General features: G+C 60.7%; 17 protein-coding genes. 11 read left to right on the forward strand and 6 right to left on the reverse strand.

Annotated elements, in window-relative coordinates:
- Positions 1-84: 84 nt before the first annotated feature.
- The 7 genes from D0550_RS26255 to D0550_RS26285 all read left to right on the forward strand — a co-directional run bounded on the left by D0550_RS26255 (position 85) and on the right by D0550_RS26285 (position 7,261).
- The gene (locus D0550_RS26255; RefSeq protein WP_116812165.1) at positions 85-3,015 is read left to right on the forward strand and encodes a TonB-dependent receptor domain-containing protein; all 2,931 of its coding nucleotides are present in this window, start codon (positions 85-87) and stop codon (positions 3,013-3,015) included.
- 109 nt (positions 3,016-3,124) lie between these two features.
- A complete protein-coding gene (locus D0550_RS35200) occupies positions 3,125-3,397 on the forward strand; it encodes a hypothetical protein (protein ID WP_116812166.1) in 273 nt (90 codons plus the stop codon).
- A gap of 34 nt (positions 3,398-3,431) precedes the next feature.
- Positions 3,432-5,060 (forward strand): NAD-dependent malic enzyme, encoded by a 1,629-nt coding sequence (locus tag D0550_RS26265; protein ID WP_116812167.1) that lies wholly within the window; start codon positions 3,432-3,434, stop codon positions 5,058-5,060.
- A 148-nt stretch (positions 5,061-5,208) separates the two neighbouring features.
- On the forward strand, positions 5,209-5,694 hold the full coding sequence (locus tag D0550_RS26270; protein WP_116812168.1) for a hypothetical protein: 486 nt from the start codon (positions 5,209-5,211) through the stop codon (positions 5,692-5,694).
- Positions 5,695-5,921: 227 nt separating this feature from the next.
- Positions 5,922-6,188 (forward strand): energy transducer TonB, encoded by a 267-nt coding sequence (locus D0550_RS26275; RefSeq protein WP_116812169.1) that lies wholly within the window; start codon positions 5,922-5,924, stop codon positions 6,186-6,188.
- Between the two features lie 9 nt (positions 6,189-6,197).
- Positions 6,198-6,428: a hypothetical protein gene (locus D0550_RS26280; protein WP_116812170.1), complete on the forward strand. Its 231-nt coding sequence runs from the start codon at positions 6,198-6,200 to the stop codon at positions 6,426-6,428.
- A 242-nt stretch (positions 6,429-6,670) separates the two neighbouring features.
- Entirely contained in the window at positions 6,671-7,261 is a 591-nt protein-coding gene (locus tag D0550_RS26285) for a hypothetical protein (RefSeq protein WP_153067356.1), read from the forward strand.
- Positions 7,262-7,283: 22 nt separating this feature from the next.
- On the opposite strand, the gene D0550_RS26290 is transcribed toward D0550_RS26285, so the two are convergent.
- Positions 7,284-8,888 carry an amidase gene (locus tag D0550_RS26290; protein ID WP_414717345.1) on the reverse strand — a complete coding sequence of 535 codons (1,605 nt, stop codon included), beginning with the start codon at positions 8,886-8,888 and terminating at the stop codon, positions 7,284-7,286.
- Positions 8,889-9,312: 424 nt separating this feature from the next.
- Between D0550_RS26290 and D0550_RS26295 the strand changes: the two genes are divergently transcribed.
- Complete coding sequence (locus D0550_RS26295) at positions 9,313-12,390, forward strand: TonB-dependent receptor (RefSeq protein ID WP_161966060.1); 3,078 nt, start codon at positions 9,313-9,315, stop codon at positions 12,388-12,390.
- 72 nt (positions 12,391-12,462) lie between these two features.
- On the opposite strand, the gene D0550_RS26300 is transcribed toward D0550_RS26295, so the two are convergent.
- The 5 genes from D0550_RS26300 to D0550_RS26320 form a co-directional block, all read right to left on the reverse strand.
- Positions 12,463-14,757, reverse strand: a complete 2,295-nt coding sequence (locus tag D0550_RS26300; protein ID WP_116812174.1) for an FdhF/YdeP family oxidoreductase — start codon at positions 14,755-14,757, stop codon at positions 12,463-12,465.
- Between the two features lie 185 nt (positions 14,758-14,942).
- Positions 14,943-15,404 carry a hypothetical protein gene (locus tag D0550_RS26305; protein ID WP_116812175.1) on the reverse strand — a complete coding sequence of 154 codons (462 nt, stop codon included), beginning with the start codon at positions 15,402-15,404 and terminating at the stop codon, positions 14,943-14,945.
- Positions 15,405-15,451: 47 nt separating this feature from the next.
- Entirely contained in the window at positions 15,452-16,660 is a 1,209-nt protein-coding gene (locus D0550_RS26310; RefSeq protein WP_153067357.1) for a hypothetical protein, read from the reverse strand.
- Positions 16,661-16,665: 5 nt separating this feature from the next.
- A complete protein-coding gene (locus tag D0550_RS26315; RefSeq protein ID WP_116812177.1) occupies positions 16,666-17,172 on the reverse strand; it encodes a hypothetical protein in 507 nt (168 codons plus the stop codon).
- Between the two features lie 29 nt (positions 17,173-17,201).
- Positions 17,202-17,834, reverse strand: a complete 633-nt coding sequence (locus D0550_RS26320; protein ID WP_116812178.1) for a helix-turn-helix transcriptional regulator — start codon at positions 17,832-17,834, stop codon at positions 17,202-17,204.
- A 200-nt stretch (positions 17,835-18,034) separates the two neighbouring features.
- On the opposite strand from D0550_RS26320, the gene D0550_RS26325 reads away from it, so the two are divergent.
- From D0550_RS26325 to D0550_RS26335, 3 genes are read left to right on the forward strand one after another with little or no spacing between them, the layout of a single operon-like run.
- Complete coding sequence (locus tag D0550_RS26325; RefSeq protein ID WP_116812179.1) at positions 18,035-18,355, forward strand: hypothetical protein; 321 nt, start codon at positions 18,035-18,037, stop codon at positions 18,353-18,355.
- Positions 18,356-18,383: 28 nt separating this feature from the next.
- Complete coding sequence (locus D0550_RS26330; RefSeq protein WP_116812180.1) at positions 18,384-18,953, forward strand: hypothetical protein; 570 nt, start codon at positions 18,384-18,386, stop codon at positions 18,951-18,953.
- A 1-nt stretch (position 18,954) separates the two neighbouring features.
- Positions 18,955-19,869, forward strand: a complete 915-nt coding sequence (locus D0550_RS26335) for an ATP-grasp domain-containing protein (protein ID WP_116812181.1) — start codon at positions 18,955-18,957, stop codon at positions 19,867-19,869.
- The last annotated feature ends 2 nt before the right edge of the window (positions 19,870-19,871 follow it).

A 19,871-nucleotide genomic window follows, 5' to 3' on the forward strand; every position in this document is an offset into this window, starting at 1 on the left:
TTTGCGGGCCCAATAAACAAATCAATGATGTGCGCGCCGGCCGCATCATCGGCAGTCGCGCCGAACTGACGAGGGGAACTTTCGATGACTCTATCCGGTATGGCTCGTCGCCGCGCGAAGGTTTTGGCGCTGTCGACGGTCAGTGCCACCGCACTGGCAACCGTTGCTGTCACCAACACGCAGGCGCAAAACATCGAATCTGCGCCGCTCGATCAGGTCGTCGTCACCGGTTCGAGAATCACACGCGATGGCTACGAAGCGCCGACGCCCGTCTCGGTGCTGGGGGCAGATGAGCTCAATGCATTGAACGTGGTGAATGTCGCCGATGCAGTGAATGTTCTGCCGGCTTTCTCAGGCTCGGCGAACCCGCGTTCGGCGAACGGAAATCTCTCCAGTGGCGCAACCGGCGTGAGCCAGCTCAATTTGCGCGGCATGGGGACGAACCGCACGCTGGTCCTGCTGGATGGTAAACGTTACATCAACGCGGCGATCACCTCGGGCAACAGCGCCCCGGACGTCAACTCCTTCCCAAACGCATTGATCGAGCGCGTTGACGTTGTGACTGGCGGTGCCTCGGCGGCTTATGGCTCGGATGCTCTGTCGGGCGTCGTCAACTTTGTGATCGACCACGACTTCACCGGCTTCAAGGGCGAAGTCCAAACCGGCATGACCAAGTACGAAGACGATAAGAGCATCAGTGCTCAGCTCACCTACGGCACGCCGTTCGCCGGCGGCCGTGGACATTTTCTTATCTCGGGCGAACACACGCACAGCGACGGCATCGAGGGTACCAACGATCGGCCGTGGGCCAAATTGCCCGCAGCCGTCATTGTGAATCCGAATTACGGCACGGGTGCCGGGCAGAGTACCAATGTTCCGCAGTACCTCGTGCGACGCGATGTCGGTCTGGTCGCCGGTACGCCGGGTGGCATCATCACCACCGGGGCTCTCAGAGGAACTTATTTTGGACCGAACGGCACCATTCATAGCGGCTATGACTTCGGCACCAATGTCGGCAATAACTTTCAACAAGGCGGCGATTGGCGCTACTCGCGCATCGAAGACGGCATCGACATTGCGGGTAGCGTCGATCGCAACGTCGGCTATCTGCGCACCAGCTATGACTTGACGGACAACGTCAATGCATACATCGAAGGCCAATATTCGCAGACGCGTACCACGAATACTGCCAATCCAAATCGCCGCTTGGGTAACAACACCGTCCGTATCGACAATGCCTATCTGCCGGATTCGCTGCGGCAGCAGTTGTTGGACGCCGGCGAAACGACGTTCAGGATGGGCACCACCAACGCCGATATGGAGCGCTTTTACGGTGACTACCGTCGTTCCTTGTATCGCGTCGCCGGCGGCCTCGATGGCGCGTTCGACGCGTTGGGCACGAGCTGGAACTGGGACACGTATGTCCAGCACAGCAAGACGACTCTCGAACCGCGCACCTACAACAACGGAATCACGCCGAACTATCTGAAGGCGATCGACTCCGTCATGGTCAACAACGTTCCGACCTGCCGCGTGAACGCCGACGCAGATCCGTCCAACGACGACCCAGCCTGCGTGCCGTACAACCTGTTCGGTATCGGTGTGAACGACCAGAGTCAGCTCGATTACGTCGTGGGCTTTTCCTACCGTCACGAAGTGCTGCAGCAGGACGTCGCTGCATTCAACGTGAGCGGCGAGCCGTTCAATTCATGGGCGGGTCCAGTGTCGCTGGCAATGGGGGCCGAACACCGCATCGAAAAAGTATCGGGCTGGGCCACCGACCGCGACGAGGCGACCCAATTCTTCGCTGGCAACTACAAAGCCACCCAAGGCAAATTCAATGTCACCGAAGGCTACGTTGAAACCGTCGTGCCGCTGGCCCGCGATCTGAAAGCGGCACAAGAGCTCGACCTGAACGCGGCCGTGCGTGCGACCGACTACTCGACTTCCGGCTACGTGACGACCTGGAAAGGCGGTCTGACCTGGCGGCCGATCGAAGATCTGCGCTTCCGCTTTACGCGCTCACGCGACATTCGTGCACCAAACCTCGGCGAGTTGTTCACGGGCGGTCAATCGGGTTCGGGGGGGACGTTGCAGGATCCATTCCGTGCCACCAACGGTATTCCCGAGCTGCGCACCCAAGCGTTCTCGACCACCAAGGGCAATCCGAACCTCAAGCCCGAAGAAGCGGACACGACGGGATTCGGCGTGGTGCTGGCTCCCCGATTCCTGCCAGGCTTCCAGATGGCGATCGACTATTACAACATCGACGTCTCAGGTTCGGTGCAGGCACCGATCGCGCAGAAGGTGGTCGACCTTTGTTTCCAGGGAAATGCGATCCTCTGCCAGGCGATTACCCGTGAGCCGCTGGCGCCGGGCGATCCGTTCTCCGTCGGACAGATCTTCGAGGTGATCACACAGCCGCAAAATCTGATCGGACAAAAAGCCAGCGGCATCGATGTCGAAACCAGCTATCGCTTTCCGCTGTCCAGCATCGCTGGCTCCTTGGGCGGAAACATGGTGATCCGCGCGATGGCCAGCCGCGTGCTGAAGCTCGAGACTCAAGATACCGATGGCACGATTTACGATGGCAACGGCGTCGTCGGCGGTTGGGGTGCCATTTCGCCGTTCGCTGGCCTGACCTCGCCGAAGCTGCGCGGCTTTCTTTCGGTCAGCTATCAAGGCGAGGCGCTCACGGTGACCACGATTGTTCGTTATACCGGTCCCGGCGTGTATGCCAATGGCTTCATCGAGTGCGCCACCGACTGTCCTGTGTCGATGACTGCGGCTCCGACAATCGAAGACAACGATATCGCTGGCATGACGACGCTCGATCTGTCCGGCTCCTACAAGTTCGACAGCTTCGAGCTGTTCGGGACCGTCGAAAACCTGACGAATCACCAGCCGCCCATGATTGGCGGCTCTCTGACCAATTCCTACTGGCAGGGTCAGGGCAACGCCGACTACGACCGGGTCGGCCGTCAGTACCGCATGGGTGTGCGGTTCAATTTCTAGAAGAACGGCACCGTCATGCCGGGCAGGCGAAGTCGGATGTCCGACTTCGCTTCCTTCGGCTACGACCAAAGCTCACATTTCGCAGTCATGAAAAGTCGGAAACATTTCGATGTCTGATCACAATTGTCTAGCTCGCACTGCGACGCAATTCAGGAAAGGCGTGTATCCCAATGCATGGGCCGTGGCAGATGTGCGGCGCTTGCGAGAGCTCGCCGAGCAAGGAATATCGCCAGGGCAGGTCGCCAAGCTGCTACGCCGTTCCGAATCGGCAGTCCGCAACAAGGCCTGCCTGCACGGCATTTCTTTTCGGCGGCAGGTGCAGAAAACAGCGACGGTCGAAGCTCAGTTGGAACAGGTCGAGGCTTCCGTCGCTTCCTGCTGAAGGCTATGCGCGCAGGCGGCGAGAGGAGTGAGCCATGTCAGTGGATCTGCCGTCGGGTGAAACACTGCTCAATGAGCCTACCTTAAACAAGGGCACGGCATTCACGGCGGAAGAACGTCAGCGCTACGGCCTCGAAGGCCTGTTGCCTCCTGCAATCGAGACCCTCGACCGACAGCTCGAGCGAGTGCTGCATCATCTGGATGCAAAGCCGAACGATCTGGAGCGCTACATCTATCTCACTGGTCTGGCCGATCGGAATGAAACGTTGTTCTTCAGGACGATCATGTCCGACCCCAACCGATTCATCCCGATCGTCTACGATCCGACGGTGGCCGATGCCTGCCTGGCCTTCGGTCACATTTTTCGGCGGGCGCGTGGCCTGTATCTGACTCGGGATCGCAAGGCCCATTTTGCGCAGATCCTGCGACATTGGCCCATGCAGGACGTGCGCTTCATCTGCGTGTCGACGGGCGGTCGTATTCTGGGACTTGGCGATATCGGTGCCAACGGCATGGGCATCCCTATCGGCAAGCTGCAACTCTACACTGCCTGTGCCGCAGTGCCGCCGCATCAGCTCCTTCCAGTGCTGCTCGACATAGGCACAACCAACGAGGCGCTACGCGCCGATCCTCTTTACCTCGGCCTGCGCGAGACGCCGCCCTCGGACGATGAGGTCGATGAGGTCGCCGACGCTTTTGTCGAGGCGGCGAACGAAGTGTATCCGGGCGTCTGCATTCATTTCGAAGATTGGAAAGGAACCGACGCGATGCGCCTGCTGGAGCGCTATCGAGACAAGATCCTTTGCTACAACGACGACATCCAGGGCACGTCCGCTATCGTGGTGGCGGGGCTGACGACGGCGCTGCAGATAAAGCGCGAAAAATTCGCCGACCAGCGCGTGCTGTTCTACGGCGCCGGTTCTGCCGGTCTCGGCATTGCGAACATGATTGTCTCGGCGATGCAGCTCGAGGGATTGTCCGAAGAGGCAGCGCGCTCGCGCATCGCCATGATGGATATCAATGGCCTGCTGGTGACCGCACGCGACGACCTCAACACCTGGCAGCGACCTTTTGCGCGTGAGGTCGAGCCAGCAAGCGATCTTCTCGAAGTTGTCAGGTGGTTCAAACCCACCGCATTGATTGGCGTAAGCACTCATGGCGGCGCTTTCACCGAGGCGGTAGTTCGGGAGATGGCCAAGCTCAACCGGCAGCCCATCATCTTTCCGATCTCCAATCCGACGGATCGGGCCGAGTGCTCGGCCGCTCAGGCCTATCACTGGACTGGCGGCTCGGCGCTCTTCGCGGCTGGAGTTCAATTCGAAGATGTCGAGCTCAAGGGGAAAAGCCTGCATCCCGGACAGGCCAACAATTTCTACATCTTCCCGGCCATCGGTCTGGCCGTCTATGCGACGAAGCCGAAGCGGATCACGACCGAAATGTTCATTCATGCGGCGCGGGCGGTCGCCGATCAGGTCGATCAGGGCGCGCGCGATCGTGGGATGCTCTTCCCGCTCCAGACTGACATTCTGGAGACCGAAGTCACAACTGCGGTCCGCGTTGCCGACCATATCTTCGATCGCGGGCAGGCCGGCGTCGAGCGACCCGTGGACGTCAGGGCCTGGTTGGAGAAGCTGCTCTACAAGCCGGAATATCTGCCGCTCTGACGAGACGGGATCCTGTCGCTCCGTGGCGAGAGGGGACGTCCAGTTTCCATAAGTTGCTTGATGCCGTTTGGATAGACGGCATGGGTGTCAATTTGCATCGTTGCACGTAGACTTGCTTGGGAATCGCGCCCCAAGTCAGAGGCCGGAGATGCAGACGCAGCGAAGTTTCGCAGTGTTGCTGGCAGCATTGATGCTTGCGGTCGGCTTGCCTCTGTACATCGCCGCTGCGCAGACCGACAGCGACCTCGAGCTTGAACTCCTACCCGGGGAGATCTGGGAGCGCGGCGATGGTCTGGGTTACAACATATCGTTGAACCTGGGTAAGAACGGCCAGTACGTTGCCAGGTGGGTCGGATGCCTCGGCCAGTACGGCCACTCTGAGGGAATGTGGAACGAAGTCGAAGGCGGCATCGATCTCAAGCCCGCTCGTGAGCAAGGCATGATGCAGGGTCACTTGAGGCACTTGAGACGAGTGGCTCTGAGTGGTGAGGTGAGGCTGATCCCTCCTGAAGACATCGATAACGCCAAACGGTTTGATAGGGGCGGGGCCTTCAGCACTTTCTATGCCTTTACCCTTGCTCGCTTGGTCGAGGACACGCCGTCCTCTAACAAAACAACGGAACCGCTGCGGTGAAACCCAGAGGCGTTTGTTCGTCCGCATATCGCCGCGCGGCTCATTCTTGCCGCTATGTGTCCCGGATGGACACAGTACGCTTTCTTTTCGCCTTGATGGCGTGCGCCGGCACTGCAGCTCATGCCCAGGATTCGAGCTGTCAGCAAGCTCTCGAGCCTGTCCATAGGCCCACACCTGAGTATCCCTCGCCACAACAGGCGGAGCCCTATCTAAGGGGCTCATCGTACATGCACGTCTTTGTTGAAGGCACCATCGCAGTGGAGCTCACGGTGAGTCGCGACGGCACGGTCTCGGACGCTCGAATCGTGCAATCGAATTACAAGCCCGTCGGACGCAATAGATACAAGGCGGGTTACTTCGATGGTTTTCTAGAGATGAATGTGCTTCCCACCGTGAAGGCGTGGCGCTTCTCACCAATATCGGAGCCGTGCACAGGTCAGTTCAAATTCACTTGGAAATTCGAAGATCGTGAGCCGTTGCAACCGACCGGATAGTTCCCAAAGATGAAGGAGCTCGAACAGCAAGCGACGTCTCGGCGCAGTTGGCGTTGGTATGGGAAGTTCTTCTTTGGCTTCTATGCAGCTGGATTTGCGTCATGGATGATCGTTCTTGTCGTCGCACTGTTCATTGCGGGGCACTCGTTCGTTGAAGTGTGGGTGGTTCGATTCAACGGGGTCGTCATGCTAGGTTTCGGTCTGGCATGGTCGCCCCTCATCTGGCGGCATCTGAGGTGACGGAGTGAAAGCTAACAACCGGCTCGAACCTTACCCATGATGCGAGAGACCCGCGCGCGTGAGCAGTAGCATGGCGACAGGTCATGCGCCCGTGCCAGAGCCGCCGTCACAGGTGCGACCGTTCTCGTTGTTACACCAACCCTCGTACCGGCCGACGCTTGGCTGAATCCAAGCGATCCTTCGAGCCGATCTATACCCAATCGACCCACTGGCCCCGCCCGTTCATCTTTATGAAACATCCAATGTCGTTGCTATTGCTGATGCTGCCGATGCTGCTGGCGGGCCGCATGGCGCAGTCTGAGGTAACGTCCTGGCTCGATCCGGTTTCGGTCGCCACGATTACCTCTCAGGCCGAGCCGCTAACCCTGGTCCGTGTCGCGACCTCCAGCAGGACCAAGCGCTCGTTCGCGGAGCTTACTGCCATCGAGATCAATCGCATGGGCGCCCGGCGCCTGTACCTGGTGCTGACGCCTCGCATGTCAGACATGGTCACGCCCGATCAGCGGGTCAGCTTCGAACGCTCTTTCGAGCAGGCCGAAATCCGCCTGGACGAGCGCTCTGTCGCCCTCGCTCGATACACGGACAGCGTTGCCGAACTGGGGATCGGTGAGCCGGCACTGCTACCGATCTTTGGATCGCGGCACATCTACTACCCGATCGAGCGCGCGCAGTTGCATGCGATGGCCACATCGACTCGGTTCGAGTTCATAGCGCTCGGCCTGTCGAATCCGCAACCTTACAAGGAAAGAAACGAGGGCCGGCGCAGCCTCGGCGAGTTCGTCAGCCAGCTGCCCGGCGCCACGGCGGATTTGCAGAAGAGCGAAGCACCGTGAGCGCGCGGCCCCAGAGCTGGTGTCAGCTCCCGTCCCGCGGTGTCGCGGTCACCGTAGGCAGGTAGCGGGGCGGCTTACGCGCCTGGGTGACTTGCTCGAATGCGTAGGCGAATTCGATCAGGCGTGCCTCGCTCCAGGGCCGTCCCATAAAAACGATACCGATCGGCAAGCCGAAGCTTTCACCCATGGGTACGGTGATGCTGGGCGTTCCTGCGACTGCCGCCGCTCCATAACCGCCGCCGACGAAGTGGTCGCCGAGCACGACATCCGTCAGCCACGCCGGCGCGGCTGCAGGTGCAATCAGGACGTCGAGCTTTTGCTTGCTGAGAGTCGCTTCGATGCCCTCGGTTCGTGCGAGCCGTCGCGCTTTCTGGCGCTCGTCGTTGTACTTCCGGTCGGTGAGCGAGCCTTTCGCTTGAGCCTGCTCGAGCAGTTCCTGGTCGAAGAATGGCATCTCTGTAGCAGCGTTCTTCCGGTTGAATTCGATGAGCTCTGTGAGCGACTTGACCGGCGCGTCGGCAGCAGCGAGGTAGTCGTTCAGGCCATTCTTGAATTCATAGAGCAGCACTTCGAACTCTGCCTCATCCCACTGCCCGGCGGTGGCAATTTCGGCATCGACCACTTCGGCGCCCGCGGCCCTCATCGCGCCGATGGCGCGTTCGAACGCCTGGTCCACGTCGGGGTGAAAGCCGGCCGACTTGCGCAGGACGCCGATGCGAGCCCCTTGCAGGGCATCCTTCTTCAGGTGAGTTTGATAGTCGAAGGTTGCGTCGCTAGGAGCTGCGGCGCTCGCGCGGTCGGCGGCATCGGGTCCCGCAATCGCCGAGAGCAGTACGGCGGCATCCGCAACGCTGCGTGCCATTGGGCCGGCGGTGTCCTGGCTCTGAGAAATTGGAATGATGCCGCTGCGACTGACCAGTCCAACCGTTGGCTTGATGCCGACCAGGCCGGCGACTGCGGACGGGCAGATGATACTGCCGTCGGTTTCCGTGCCAATCCCGGCTGCGGCCAGGCTCGCAGCAATGGCCGTGCCTGTGCCGGAGCTGGAACCGCAAGGGTTACGGTCCAGTGCATAGGGATTCTTGGTTTGTCCTCCGCGACCGCTCCAGCCGGATGTCGAGCGCGATGAGCGAAAGTTCGCCCATTCGCTGAGGTTGGTCTTGCCGAGGATCACCGCGCCTGCCTCGCGCAGCTTGCGAACGAGGAACGCATCGGACTTGGGGCGATGCTCGGCGAGCGCGAGCGAGCCCGCCGAGTTCACCATGGGTGTCGCATCGACATTGTCCTTCACCAGGATCGGCACGCCGTGCAAAGGCCCGCGCACCTTGCCTGCCCGTCGTTCATCGTCGAGCGCGGCGGCTTCGTCGAGCGCATTCGGATTGAGCTCGATCACCGAACCCAGCACAGGGCCAGCGTCATCGACTTCAGCAATCCGGTCGAGGTAGGCCTGCGTCAGCTCGCGACTGCTCAACTGGCCGCCGGTCATCCGCGCTTGCAGGGTCTCGATGTCGGTCTCTGCAAAGGCGAAATCGCCCGGTGTTGCCGGTGTCGCCGCAGCCTCGGTTTGGACCTGGGCCGGCGGTTTCGGGGTGCAGCCAAGCAAAAGAACAGGCAGCGCAAGCAGCAGCGTCAGACGCACGAGGGCTCCCTCATTGTTTTCGGTGACCACACCATACTGCATCGTCGTGCGGGCGAGAATGGTCCGTCAGCACCACTGTAGGGCATGAGCATTCGACAGGTTGAGCTGCCTTCACCCTCCATGATTTGCGCCAAAGCAACGCCCTGGGTGCATCGCTGTAACAAAGAAAACATCGCATTCACTCGGTGACGAGATTGCGCGCGGACACGAGGCGACGTGGAAAAATAACGCCGCTTTGCTCTGAATTACGAATGAAAAATTTTATTCACATGCAGTACGTTGCATGGCGATCCATATCTCGACGCTGCAGCTCACCGGCCCAAGGCGGACGGTTCGAATGTCGGGATGGCAGATCAGTCGTTTTTTTATCTGATAACAAATTCGGTTCAGGGGGATGGCATTGAATATTCCAATGGCAGCTGCTAGGCAGCGTTCCGACGTCGCCGTTTCGGTGCGACGTGCATTAAGGGGCTCGGGATTCCTGGTGGGATTGGCAACGGTGTTTGCTACGGGGACAGCGATGGCGCAGGACGCCGGCCCCCAGGTCGAGGAAGTCACGGTGACGGGTTCGCGTATTTCGCGTACCGATGGTTTCGAAGCGCCGACGCCAGTGAGCGTCCTGGGCGAGGACACGCTCAAGCAAATGGCGACCACGACCATTTCGCAGTCCGTCATCCAGATGCCGCAATTCTCCGGCAGTCTGACCTCGAGCAATCTTTCCTCGAACGTGGGCACAGGCACCGCCGGCGCGAACCTGCTGAACCTGCGTAACCTCAACGCGAACCGCACGCTGGTGCTGTTCGACGGCAAGCGCCTGGTGCCCTCGATCGTGGGCAGTGGCAATAACGCCGGCGCGGTGGATACGAACTCCATCCCCGGCGAGCTGGTCCAGCGCGTGGAAGTGGTGACGGGCGGTGCGTCTGCGTCCTACGGTTCGGACGCCGTCGTTGGCGTGGTGAACTTCGTTCTCAACAAAGACTACGTCGGCAACAAGATCACGGTCCAGGGTGGCCAGTCCGAGGAGGGCGACGGCGAGACTTTCAGGATGGCTCTGACCCACGGCAGCGAGTTTGCCGATGGCCGCGGCCATTTCCTGCTGGCGGGTGAAATGACCGAGGACGACGGCGTCTTCGGTACCCATCGCAAGTGGGCCGACAACGAAAACTGGCAGCTCATGGCCAACCCCGCCTATACCACCACGAATGGATTGCCTCGTTTCATCATTGCCCCCAATGTCGGTCCGGGCAACGGCACGATGGGCGGCCTGATCATCAATTGCAGGGTCGGCACGTCTACCGCGAATTTGAACGCGAACTCCGTCCCAGGAGCTGCTCCCGGTACTCGCTGCCCAATTCAGAACACCCAGTTCGTCCAAGGTGGCGCAACTGCGCCGTTCAACTTTGGCAGCTTCGTCAACAACGTCCCGGGCACCACCATGCTGGGAGGAGACTGGGAGGATGCGCGTATCGATCAAACCACGAGCATTGCTCTACCGCTCGCGCGTCGCAATTTGTTCAGTCGGCTGAGCTGGGACCTCACCGATACCACCAATGTCTACGCGGAGCTTGGCTGGGCCACCACCCATTCGCACAACCGCTGGGTGGTGCCCAACCTCAACAATGGCGGCACGGGTGCCACGATTCTCTCCGGCAATCCGTTTATTCCAGCGAACTTGCAGGCAGAGATGACTGCCAACAACGTTTCGCAGATCACGGTCGGAACGTTCAATGGCGACATGTCGCCGTTGCAGGGTATCAACGACCGCGAGACGCGGCGCGCCATGCTGGGTGTCGAAGGCAGCTTCAATTTCATCGGCACCAACTGGACCTGGGATGCCTACGGCGGCTACGACCAGACGAACATCGTTTCCAAAACGCCCGGGGTTGCGGTTACGGCGAACTGGACCGCTGCCACGCGTGCCATTCGTGATGGCAACGGCAACATCGTTTGCGATCCGGCCTACTTCGCATCTTTGACGGCATCCAACATCGCCAGAGGGGCAGCTCCGCCGCAAGCAGGCTGTGTGCCCTATAACCCCATGGGCCTGGGGGTCAACAGCCAGGCGGCCATCGACTATGTCTCCTCCACCGGCTGGTCGGACATGACGATCCGGCAGTACCAGGTGGGTGCGAATATGAGCGGTGAGCCGTTCTCCACCTGGGCGGGGCCAGTGTCCACTGCATTCGGTGCGGAGTACCGCAGGCAATGGGTGGATGGCGCCGTCAGCGACCTCGACCAGGCCAATGCTTTCTTCGCCGGCAACTACAAGGCCACGGACGGTTCGTTCAACGTGAAGGAGGGTTACCTCGAGACCATCGTCCCGCTGTTGAGGGATGTGCCATTCGCGGAAGCTGTGGATCTCAACGCAGGCGTTCGTGAGACCAGCTATAGCGTTTCCGGCGATGCCACCACCTGGAAGATCGGTGCCAGCTGGACGCCGGTGTCGGATATTCGCTTCCGTTGGACCCGTTCGCTGGACATTCGCGCCCCGAATCTGGGTGAGATGTTCAACCCCGGCGTGGTGGGCACGGGCAACACCGTTGATCCGTTCGATGGAGCGTTGAATCCTGTCACCGGGCTGCCGACAGGAGCCGCGTACTTGCTGAGGTCCACTACGCCTGGCAGCACTGCGCTGAAGCCGGAGCGGGGCTACACCACTGGCGTTGGCTTGGTCTTCCAGCCGCGCTTCATTCCAAGGTTCAACTTCTCGGTGGACTACTACGACATCGTGATCAAGGACGCCATTTCTTCGTTCAACAACGCCACGATCCTGCAGCAGTGCTTCAATCACTACAGATCCACGAGCTCGCTGACGGGTAACCCGTTCTGCGACATGATCGAGCGTGAAGGGCCGCAGACGGTGAATGGCGTTTTCAATCAGGTGTCCCTGATCACCGGCTCGCCGCTCAACCTGGCTGGCGTGAGTCAAAATGGCATCGACGTGAACGCCAACTACTCCTTGCCTCTGCCAAGGGGTGAGTTGCGGTGGTTTGGCATGACGTCCTTCATCATGCAGTTGAAGACTCAGGATCCAATCAACGGTGAGCTGAATGGTCGCGGTGTCATCAACACGGGTGGCGTATCGGGTATCAACTCCGGCACGATTGCGCCGCGCTATCGTTATCTCACTTCGCTGACCTACGCCCTGGACCCGGTGACAGTGACACTGCAGATGCAAGGCATCAGCTCGGGCACCTACGCCCGCGGCCTGCATGCCTGCGAGAGCAACTGTCCTCCCGAAGTTCTGAGCGGCGCGGGCTTCACGACCATCAATATGAACCGCATCGATTCATATCAGGTGTTCAGGCTCAATATGACCTACAACCTGGGTCGCTGGGGTGAGATCTTCGGGGTGATCGACAACCTGACCAACGAAGATCCGCCGATGATCGCCGGCAGCTTTGGTGCTGGCTATTACCAGGGACAGTCGAACGTGGACTACGACCGCATCGGCCGGCGGTTCACTCTGGGCTACCGCGGGTCCTTCTAACGCGGGCGTCTAGCGATGGAACGAAGCGGGGACCGGGCAATCCGGTCCCCGCTTTTTTATGGGCGCTAAAGCTCAATGGCGAGCTGAGTGGGGCTGTCGAATGCGCACCGGCACACCTTTCGCGGCCGGTGTCTTCGACAACTGCTCATGATGATTCAGAGGCACGAGCGGATTGAGCTCCGGGTAGTAGCCCGCGACGCATCCGTCTGGAAGGTCATAGGGTGTCACCGCGAGACCCGAGACCTCGCGTGCGATCCCGTCGTCGTAATCAGTTGTCAGCGTGACCAACTCGCCCTCTGAGAGCAGTGCGCGCTGCATCTCCCGGGCATTCATGAGAACGATCATTCGATTGCCTTCCAGGCCGCGCAGGCGATCGGCATCGTTGTAGATCGTGGTATTGAACTGATCGTTGGCACGCAAGGTGACCAACCGGAAGCGCCCCGGCGCTTCACCGGTGCCGCCCGCATCGAGCACGGTGGGGGCAGTGAATTCCGCTTTGCCGCTCTTTGTCTTCCAGATCCGGTCGTGCGCCTCGTTGCCACGATAGAAGCCGCCTGGCTGATTCATCCGCGCGCTCATGTCGTGGAATTGGTCAGGATAGGTTCGCGCGATGAGCTCGCGGATGGCGGCATAGTCATCGGTCCAAGCATCCCATTGCCAGCGCGGATTCGGCGGCAGCGTCGCCTTGGCGATGCCAGCGACGATAGCGACTTCGGACTTCAGACGCTCGCTCGCAGGCTCACGCCTGCCGATCGATCCGTAGATATGACTGAAGCTGTCCTCGATCGTCACAGTTTGCGGGCCACTGGCCTGCATATCCTGCTCGGCACGCACCAGACAGGGCAGCAGCCAAGCTTGTTCTCCAGGGAGCAGATGCGTGAAATTGAGGCGCGTCGCAATGTGCACCGTGAGCTCCGTGCTTCTCCATACCTCGTGCACGCGTGTCTGGTCCGGCACCGCGCGCGCGAGATTGCCGCCAAGCCCGATGAATGCTTTTGCTTCGCCGCTGAGCAGCGCTTCGAGGAACTCAACCGTGTTGCGTCCTTTCTCGCGCGGCGGATCGAAACCGAAAATCTCTTTCAGTTTGTCGAGCGGCACGAGCTCGGGCTTCTCTGAAATGCCGACCGTGCGTTGCCCCTGAACGTTCGAGTGCCCGCGGATTGGCTGACAGCCGGCGCCCTGTCTTCCGATGTTGCCGCGTAGTAGCAATAGATTGACGAGCAAACCGATCGCCTGCGATCCATAAACCTGCTGCGTGAGTCCCATTCCATAGATGCCGATCACGTTGCGCGCCTCGGCATACACATCCCCGGCGCGCTCCAGTTCGGCGCGGGTGAGTCCCGAGTGATGCTCGATCTCGTCCCAGCGGGTCGAACTCAGCTTGGTGAGAAAGTCTTCCAGCCCGTGCGTGTGCTCGGCGAGAAATCCTCGATCGAGAACACCGTCGCCCGCAGCAGCCTGCGCGATTGCATCGAGTTCGATGACTCGCTTGCACACGCCCATCAGCGCTGCGATGTCGCCGCCGGGACGTACCTGCAGATATTGATCCGCAATCTTCGTCGCTTTGCCGAACGTCATCTGCCAGGGGTTCTGGGGATCGACGAACTCGATCAGCCCGCGCTCCCTCAGTGGATTGAACGCCACGATCTTGCAGCCTCGCTCCACGGCATCCTTCAGCGGATGAAGGATACGCGGGCTGTTGCTGCCGGGATTCTGGCCCAGATAGAAGATTGCGTCACAATGAGCGAGATCTTCGGACTGGCACGTACCGACTCCGGAACCGACGACCTTATTGAGCCCGACCGACGTGGTCTCATGACACATGTTGGAGCTGTCCGGCAGATTGTTGTGCCCGTACATGCGTGCGAACAGCGCATACAGATATGAAGCCTCCAGTCCGGCTTTGCCCGACGTATAAAACGTCGTCGATCTGGGATCGAGTCGTCTGAGTGCCAGCCCGATGGCGGCGAACGCCTCATCCCAGCTCACAGGCAAGTAGCGGTCGCTGGCTGCGTCGTAACGCAAGGGCTCAGTGAGTCGCCCGACCACTTCGAGATCGTGATCGCTCCATTTCCTCAGCTCGCTCACCGTGTGCTCGGCAAAAAATTCCGGAGTACAGCGTTTGCTCGTGAGGTCCCAGATCGTCGCCTTCGCGCCGTTCTCGCAGAACTCGGCTACGTGCGGGTTGGGTGGCTTGGCCCACGCGCAGGACGTGCACATATGCCCTTCGGGCTTGTTCTGTATCGCGAGGGTTTCGAGCGCGCTCGGTCCGGCCTTGCCTGCGAGCTCGACCTTTGCCATTCCTTCGAGGGAGCCCCAACCACCCGTGGGACGGTCATAGGCCTTGGGTGTCACGGGCTCGGTCATGACGATTCAATGTTTCGGTCGCCGCAGTGTTCCCGCGTGCGATAAGCTCGCCGTTTGCATGTTTTGCCATCGAGAGCCCGACACTGGAGTAGGGGATATCGCCCCCGGGCCGCCGGAGCGATCGTCGAACAGTTGTGGAGCTGGAGCCAAGCGTCTATGAGCAACTTGCACGTCGGCGATGAGGCTCATTCATACGTCGTTCTCTCGTAGCCCGCCATGGCGCAGGCGATCTCCAGCAGTTTCTCCGAGAGTTTTTTCATCGAATCGAAGATGGGGATTTCTTCGCTCTGTACTGCGCTGTACTCACAGGTCGTCTTTGAACGCAGCTGACTCAGCACGCGGAGCATCTGCAGGTCGTATGCTTCCACCCTGATGAGCCTGGCAAGCCCCAGTCTGCTTGCCTCATCGACGAGCGATTCCAGATCGTGACGGCAATCCGGGCTGGCGAACTGTGTCAGCGATGAGTCCATGGCCAGGATATACGACCTGAGAGCCAGATCGATGCATGTTCCGAAGAGGAATGCGACGGGCAATGAAGCATTGAGCAGATACTCATCGCGCTCGCCAAGCAAGCGCTCTGCACCCAGCGCAGCATCGCGGAAGTCCCAGGCGTGCCGCGCGAACTCTGCCGACGTTGCTCCAGTCATATGCACGCTTATTGCGGTGTCGCAGCGCTGGTGATGCAGCGTTCGAGTCAATCGAAAAAGCTGAACGCTTTGCCGACGAACACGCCGACGCCGATGTCGTCATCCTCGCCGGACCAGCCGATCTTCAATCCGGCGGTGAGCGCGCCGTCGGCGTCGGCAATCAGGTACACCGGCAGGCTAACGGCGAACTCGCTCTCGTCGGTGTCGTATTCGATGCGTGGGCTGATCGCGATCGGGAGCTTCGAGAACATGCGCCGGACCTCGATGAACGCGATCTTGGACGTTTTCTCGACGGGGGCGCCCATCGAGGCATTGGAACACTGCATGGCCGTGGTGCCGTTGATGGGCGCGCAGATCTGAGTTTGTTTGCCAGCTTTGTAGCTGCGCTCATACTGAAAGCCGTAGTTCAGGACTCCGCTGCGGCCGACTTGAGTGTAGGACAGCGATACGCCTTTGCCTCTGCGCGTGCTTTGTTTGGTTTCCGTCGGCGCATCGGCCAATACGTAGGAGTAGTCGTTGCTGTTGCCGCTCAACCCCAGCGTGACCATGTGCATTCCTTTGAATACGGCGCTGCCGCTCAGGTTTCTCTTGGCCCGCTTGATGACGCGTCCGAGTTCCCGTGGCGGCGCCAGTGCGAGTTTCTTCGGCGGCGGGGGCGGAGGCATGCCTTCGAGATGCCGCTTATCGGCCTCCTGCTTCCATCGCTCCTGCCGTTCCTGGTTCACGCGCTTGACGATGCCTTCCAGCTCCGAGCGCTCGAACAGCGATTCTTCGCAGGTGCCATTGGTTGACTTGTTGACAATGCCATCCATGTAGCCGTTGCCCTCGACGATCCACTGCGCGCCGATGATGAGGTTGGGAATCTCGTCCACGCACACATCCTCCAGTGGCGCGACGATGGGCCAGAACAGCGTCCCGATCTCCAGTCTGGCGTTCGAGCCCGCGGTGAGGCCCGACAAAGTGCCGAGCTCCACGCTGTCCGCCTTGTCGCTGTCGAACGGTGCCGAAACAGTCAAAGCCGGGCGAAGAAACGTTTCGGCGGTGAATGGCTTCAAAGTGCCGAGGCGCAGCGTTGCGAGGCTTTTGCCTTGCTGGGCTTCGAGCACCAGCTTGCTGGCGAAACCCGCGCCACTGGATCGCGCATCGCCATCGTCCACTTGGCTCAGGCCTGTCTGAATCGTATCCACTTCAACACCCTGGGAGACAGGGGCCACCAGCACCGCCGCTGCCGCCAGCAAACGCAACCAGTTGTTCATCACGTTCACCAGTGCGCGTTGATTGTGGATGCGGCGTCGTGGTTGGTCTTGTTTGCTCCCGTGCCAGGGATGGTCGCCCTGATCGTCGATCGGCTGCCATTGGTCACGGCAATGGTGGCGGTCTGGCCGGGCATTCCGAGCAGGTTGATCCTCACCTGCACGGGTGTTCCTTTGCTGCGCGCCCTGGATGGCCAGGACTGGCCATTGAGCAACACGAGCTCATTGGCACTGTCGAGCGTGACACGCACCATTTCGGGCGCCGCGCCCTGCAGCTTGAAGGTCAGCGGTCGCTGTTCTGGCTGAATGGCGTCCGCAGCGGTATCGGGATTGGCCGCGGTGACCAGGGCGCGTTGCACCGGTGTGCTGGTTACGCTGATCAGCGCGACGTTGCTGCGAGCTCTGGAGCGGCTCCCGGCTGCCTTCTTCTTGGCGGCCTTTTTCCTGATCGCCCGGGGCGTGCGCCGTTTGGCAGATTTCTTTTTGGCGGAGGACTTCTTTTTCTTCGTTGCCATGACGTCTCCTGCGATGCGAATGAGCGGGCTCAGCGAATCTCGGCGACCTTGCTGGCCAGGCCGGCCTGCGAGCGCACGCCGGCTTTCTGGTAGATGCAGCGGACCTGAGTCTTGATGGTGTTGATCGAAGCCCGTCGCATGCGTGCGATCTGCCGTTGCGACGAGCCCCTCGCGATGGCGAAAGCGATCTGGGATTCAGCGGGCGTCAACCGCAGCGATCGTCTCAGTTTGGTGAGCAGGGTCGATGCGGGCCGGGCCACGGTGAGCATCAGATAGCCCTTGGCGTGCGGCCCGAAGCCGATGGCTTCGATACGCGCCGTCTCGGGCCTGCCTTCGGCACGGATTTGGAACACGCCTTCGCTGGCTTGCTCATTCAACACTTTGGCGATGACGGCGCGGTGGGCCTTGCTGCTGAAACTGAGCGTCGAGCCACGCAGCTCGATCTGCCGGGTCCGCTCCAACATTTCGCTTGCGGCGGCATTGGCCAGTAGCACGCGCATGTGACGATCGACAATGACGCTGGCGAACGGCTCGCGTTCGATGAGCCAGGCCGCAAAGGAAGCCAGCGTGTAACACTCCAGATCCTTCGCGCGCCGCGGCTGCAGGCGCCGCTCGGAAGGGAGCTCGCCCATGGTGGCGAGCGCACCGGAACGTAGAGTCATGATCGATGCTCCGTTTCCCTGATCGACGCGCGCGAAAATTACCCGCAATGAACAAACATTGGCATCACCCTTCCAGGTGAGGCCCGCCGAAAGTGACGCCTTGCCGGTGCCATCACCCGCGTGGGTGATTATAAAAGCAAACAGCCGGGATTAGGTTTCTGCTCCACCGGCAGCCCGTTGCCGATGTCACAGGAGGGCACATGCAGACCCGAGACTGGGCGGCCTGGATCGACCGGATGCCGCCGCCACCGGATGGATTTCATGTCGTGGGCGAAGTCGAGCTCGGCAACCCAGGCATGGTTGCGCAATTGGTTTATCGCCAACCGCAAGGCATCAATCCCACCATTCTGCTGCTCGATCTTGAAGTGGAACAGCGTCCCGGTACCTGGCCGGACAAGATCGAATGGGTGAAGGTTCGTTACGACGTCACGGTGACCCCACAAATGCCGCACTACGGCAGCGTCACCGTATTCGCGAACTCGCAGCTCATCGCCGAGATGCCCGTCACCGAAACACACTGATAAATATTCGTCGCTCGAGGAGCTTCGCATGGCCAAGCGCATGATTGTTTCTGTGCAGAGCGTGGAAGTTGCGCTACTCAAGTCCGAGCCTCCGCAACTGTTGATCAATGTGACCGGCTGGGCCGGCAGCACGGGTTGGCACGATCCGGAGCTCGTATTACAAACGCCGGACGCGGAGCTGTCGGCCGACGGCGTGCTCGATCTCGAGTTTCAGGCGGAGCCGCCGCCAGGAGGGCTCAAAGTATTGACGCCGATCAGCGCATCCTACTTGTGGCAGGAGCATGCAGACGATGTGGTCGCTGTCCGGGTCGTCGCGCGCACCAATGAGATCACCGAGCTGGTGAGGAAGCCCGTGTTCACTACGCTGGCGCTCGGCGAAGAAACACCGGTCTGGCCCATGCCGCACCGGCCGCCGACGACCTGGGCGCTGGGTGAGGAAACGCCGACCGGGCCGCAGGGAATGGAGCAGTTCCCGTCGGGTCGGATCGGCGAGCACTTTCCGCCAAGCAGTCCGGTAACCGACGATCCGCGGACTTCGCCATGGGATCAGGGCTGGACTGACCCGGAGCCGTGGCGATCGCCGTTCGGGCGTTGGTAACGTGGGGCGGCGCTTACTCGTCGCGGGCGGCGGTCGCGATCCGAATATCGATTGCCTGTTGCATGCGGCGGAACGAGCCGGTTGTGAAACGCTCACCTTGCGTATCAACTCCGCTCGTCCGCCGATGATGAACTGGACCCTTGGATCGGCGGCGCTCACCATCGACGGCATCGAACGGCAGGTCGATGCCGCTTTCATCCGGCACGACGTGTTCGATGCGCTGGCCAACGGCCGGGCCAGCACGGCCGAGTCTGCTTACGGCTGGTTCTCGGCCTTGAGCGGCTGGTGCTGGTCAGTGCCGACGCTGCGCTGGTTCAACGGCCATCTGTCCATGCAGGCCACCAACAAGATCGCGGTGCTGCATGCTGCTCGGCAGATGGGATTGCCGGTGCCAGCCACGCACGTCAGTAACTCCCAGGAAATCACGCAACGAGCCGGCGAGCATTGCATCGTCAAACCGGTGGCCGGCGGTACGTACTGCGAGACGCAGCAGAAGGCGCTGGATGCCACCGAGTGGCGCGTGGGTCGGGCGGCTACGCCCGCTTTGTTACAGGAACGACTGACCTACCCGGAATATCGCGTGTATGTGGTCGGCACCACCACCCGAGTATTCAAAATCCATTCGCCGATGCTGGACTACCGTTTGGATCGCAACGCGCGCATCGAGCCATCGGACAGCGGCATGCCCGTCAGCATGCGCGCCGCTCTGCTGCGGCTGTGCGCGTCATTGGGGGTGGATTTTGGCGCGGCAGATTTCAAAACCGATCCAGCCACTGGGACCCCAGTGTTCCTGGAGCTCAATACCTCGCCGATGTTTGCGGCGTTCGACGGGGTGTGCGAAGGCCAGCTCGCGACGGCGATGACCGCCGCATTGCTCGATGACGCCGCACCTCGCCGGGCAGCAGCCCTACGTTAACG

The sequence above is a fragment of the Steroidobacter cummioxidans genome (assembly GCF_003104955.1).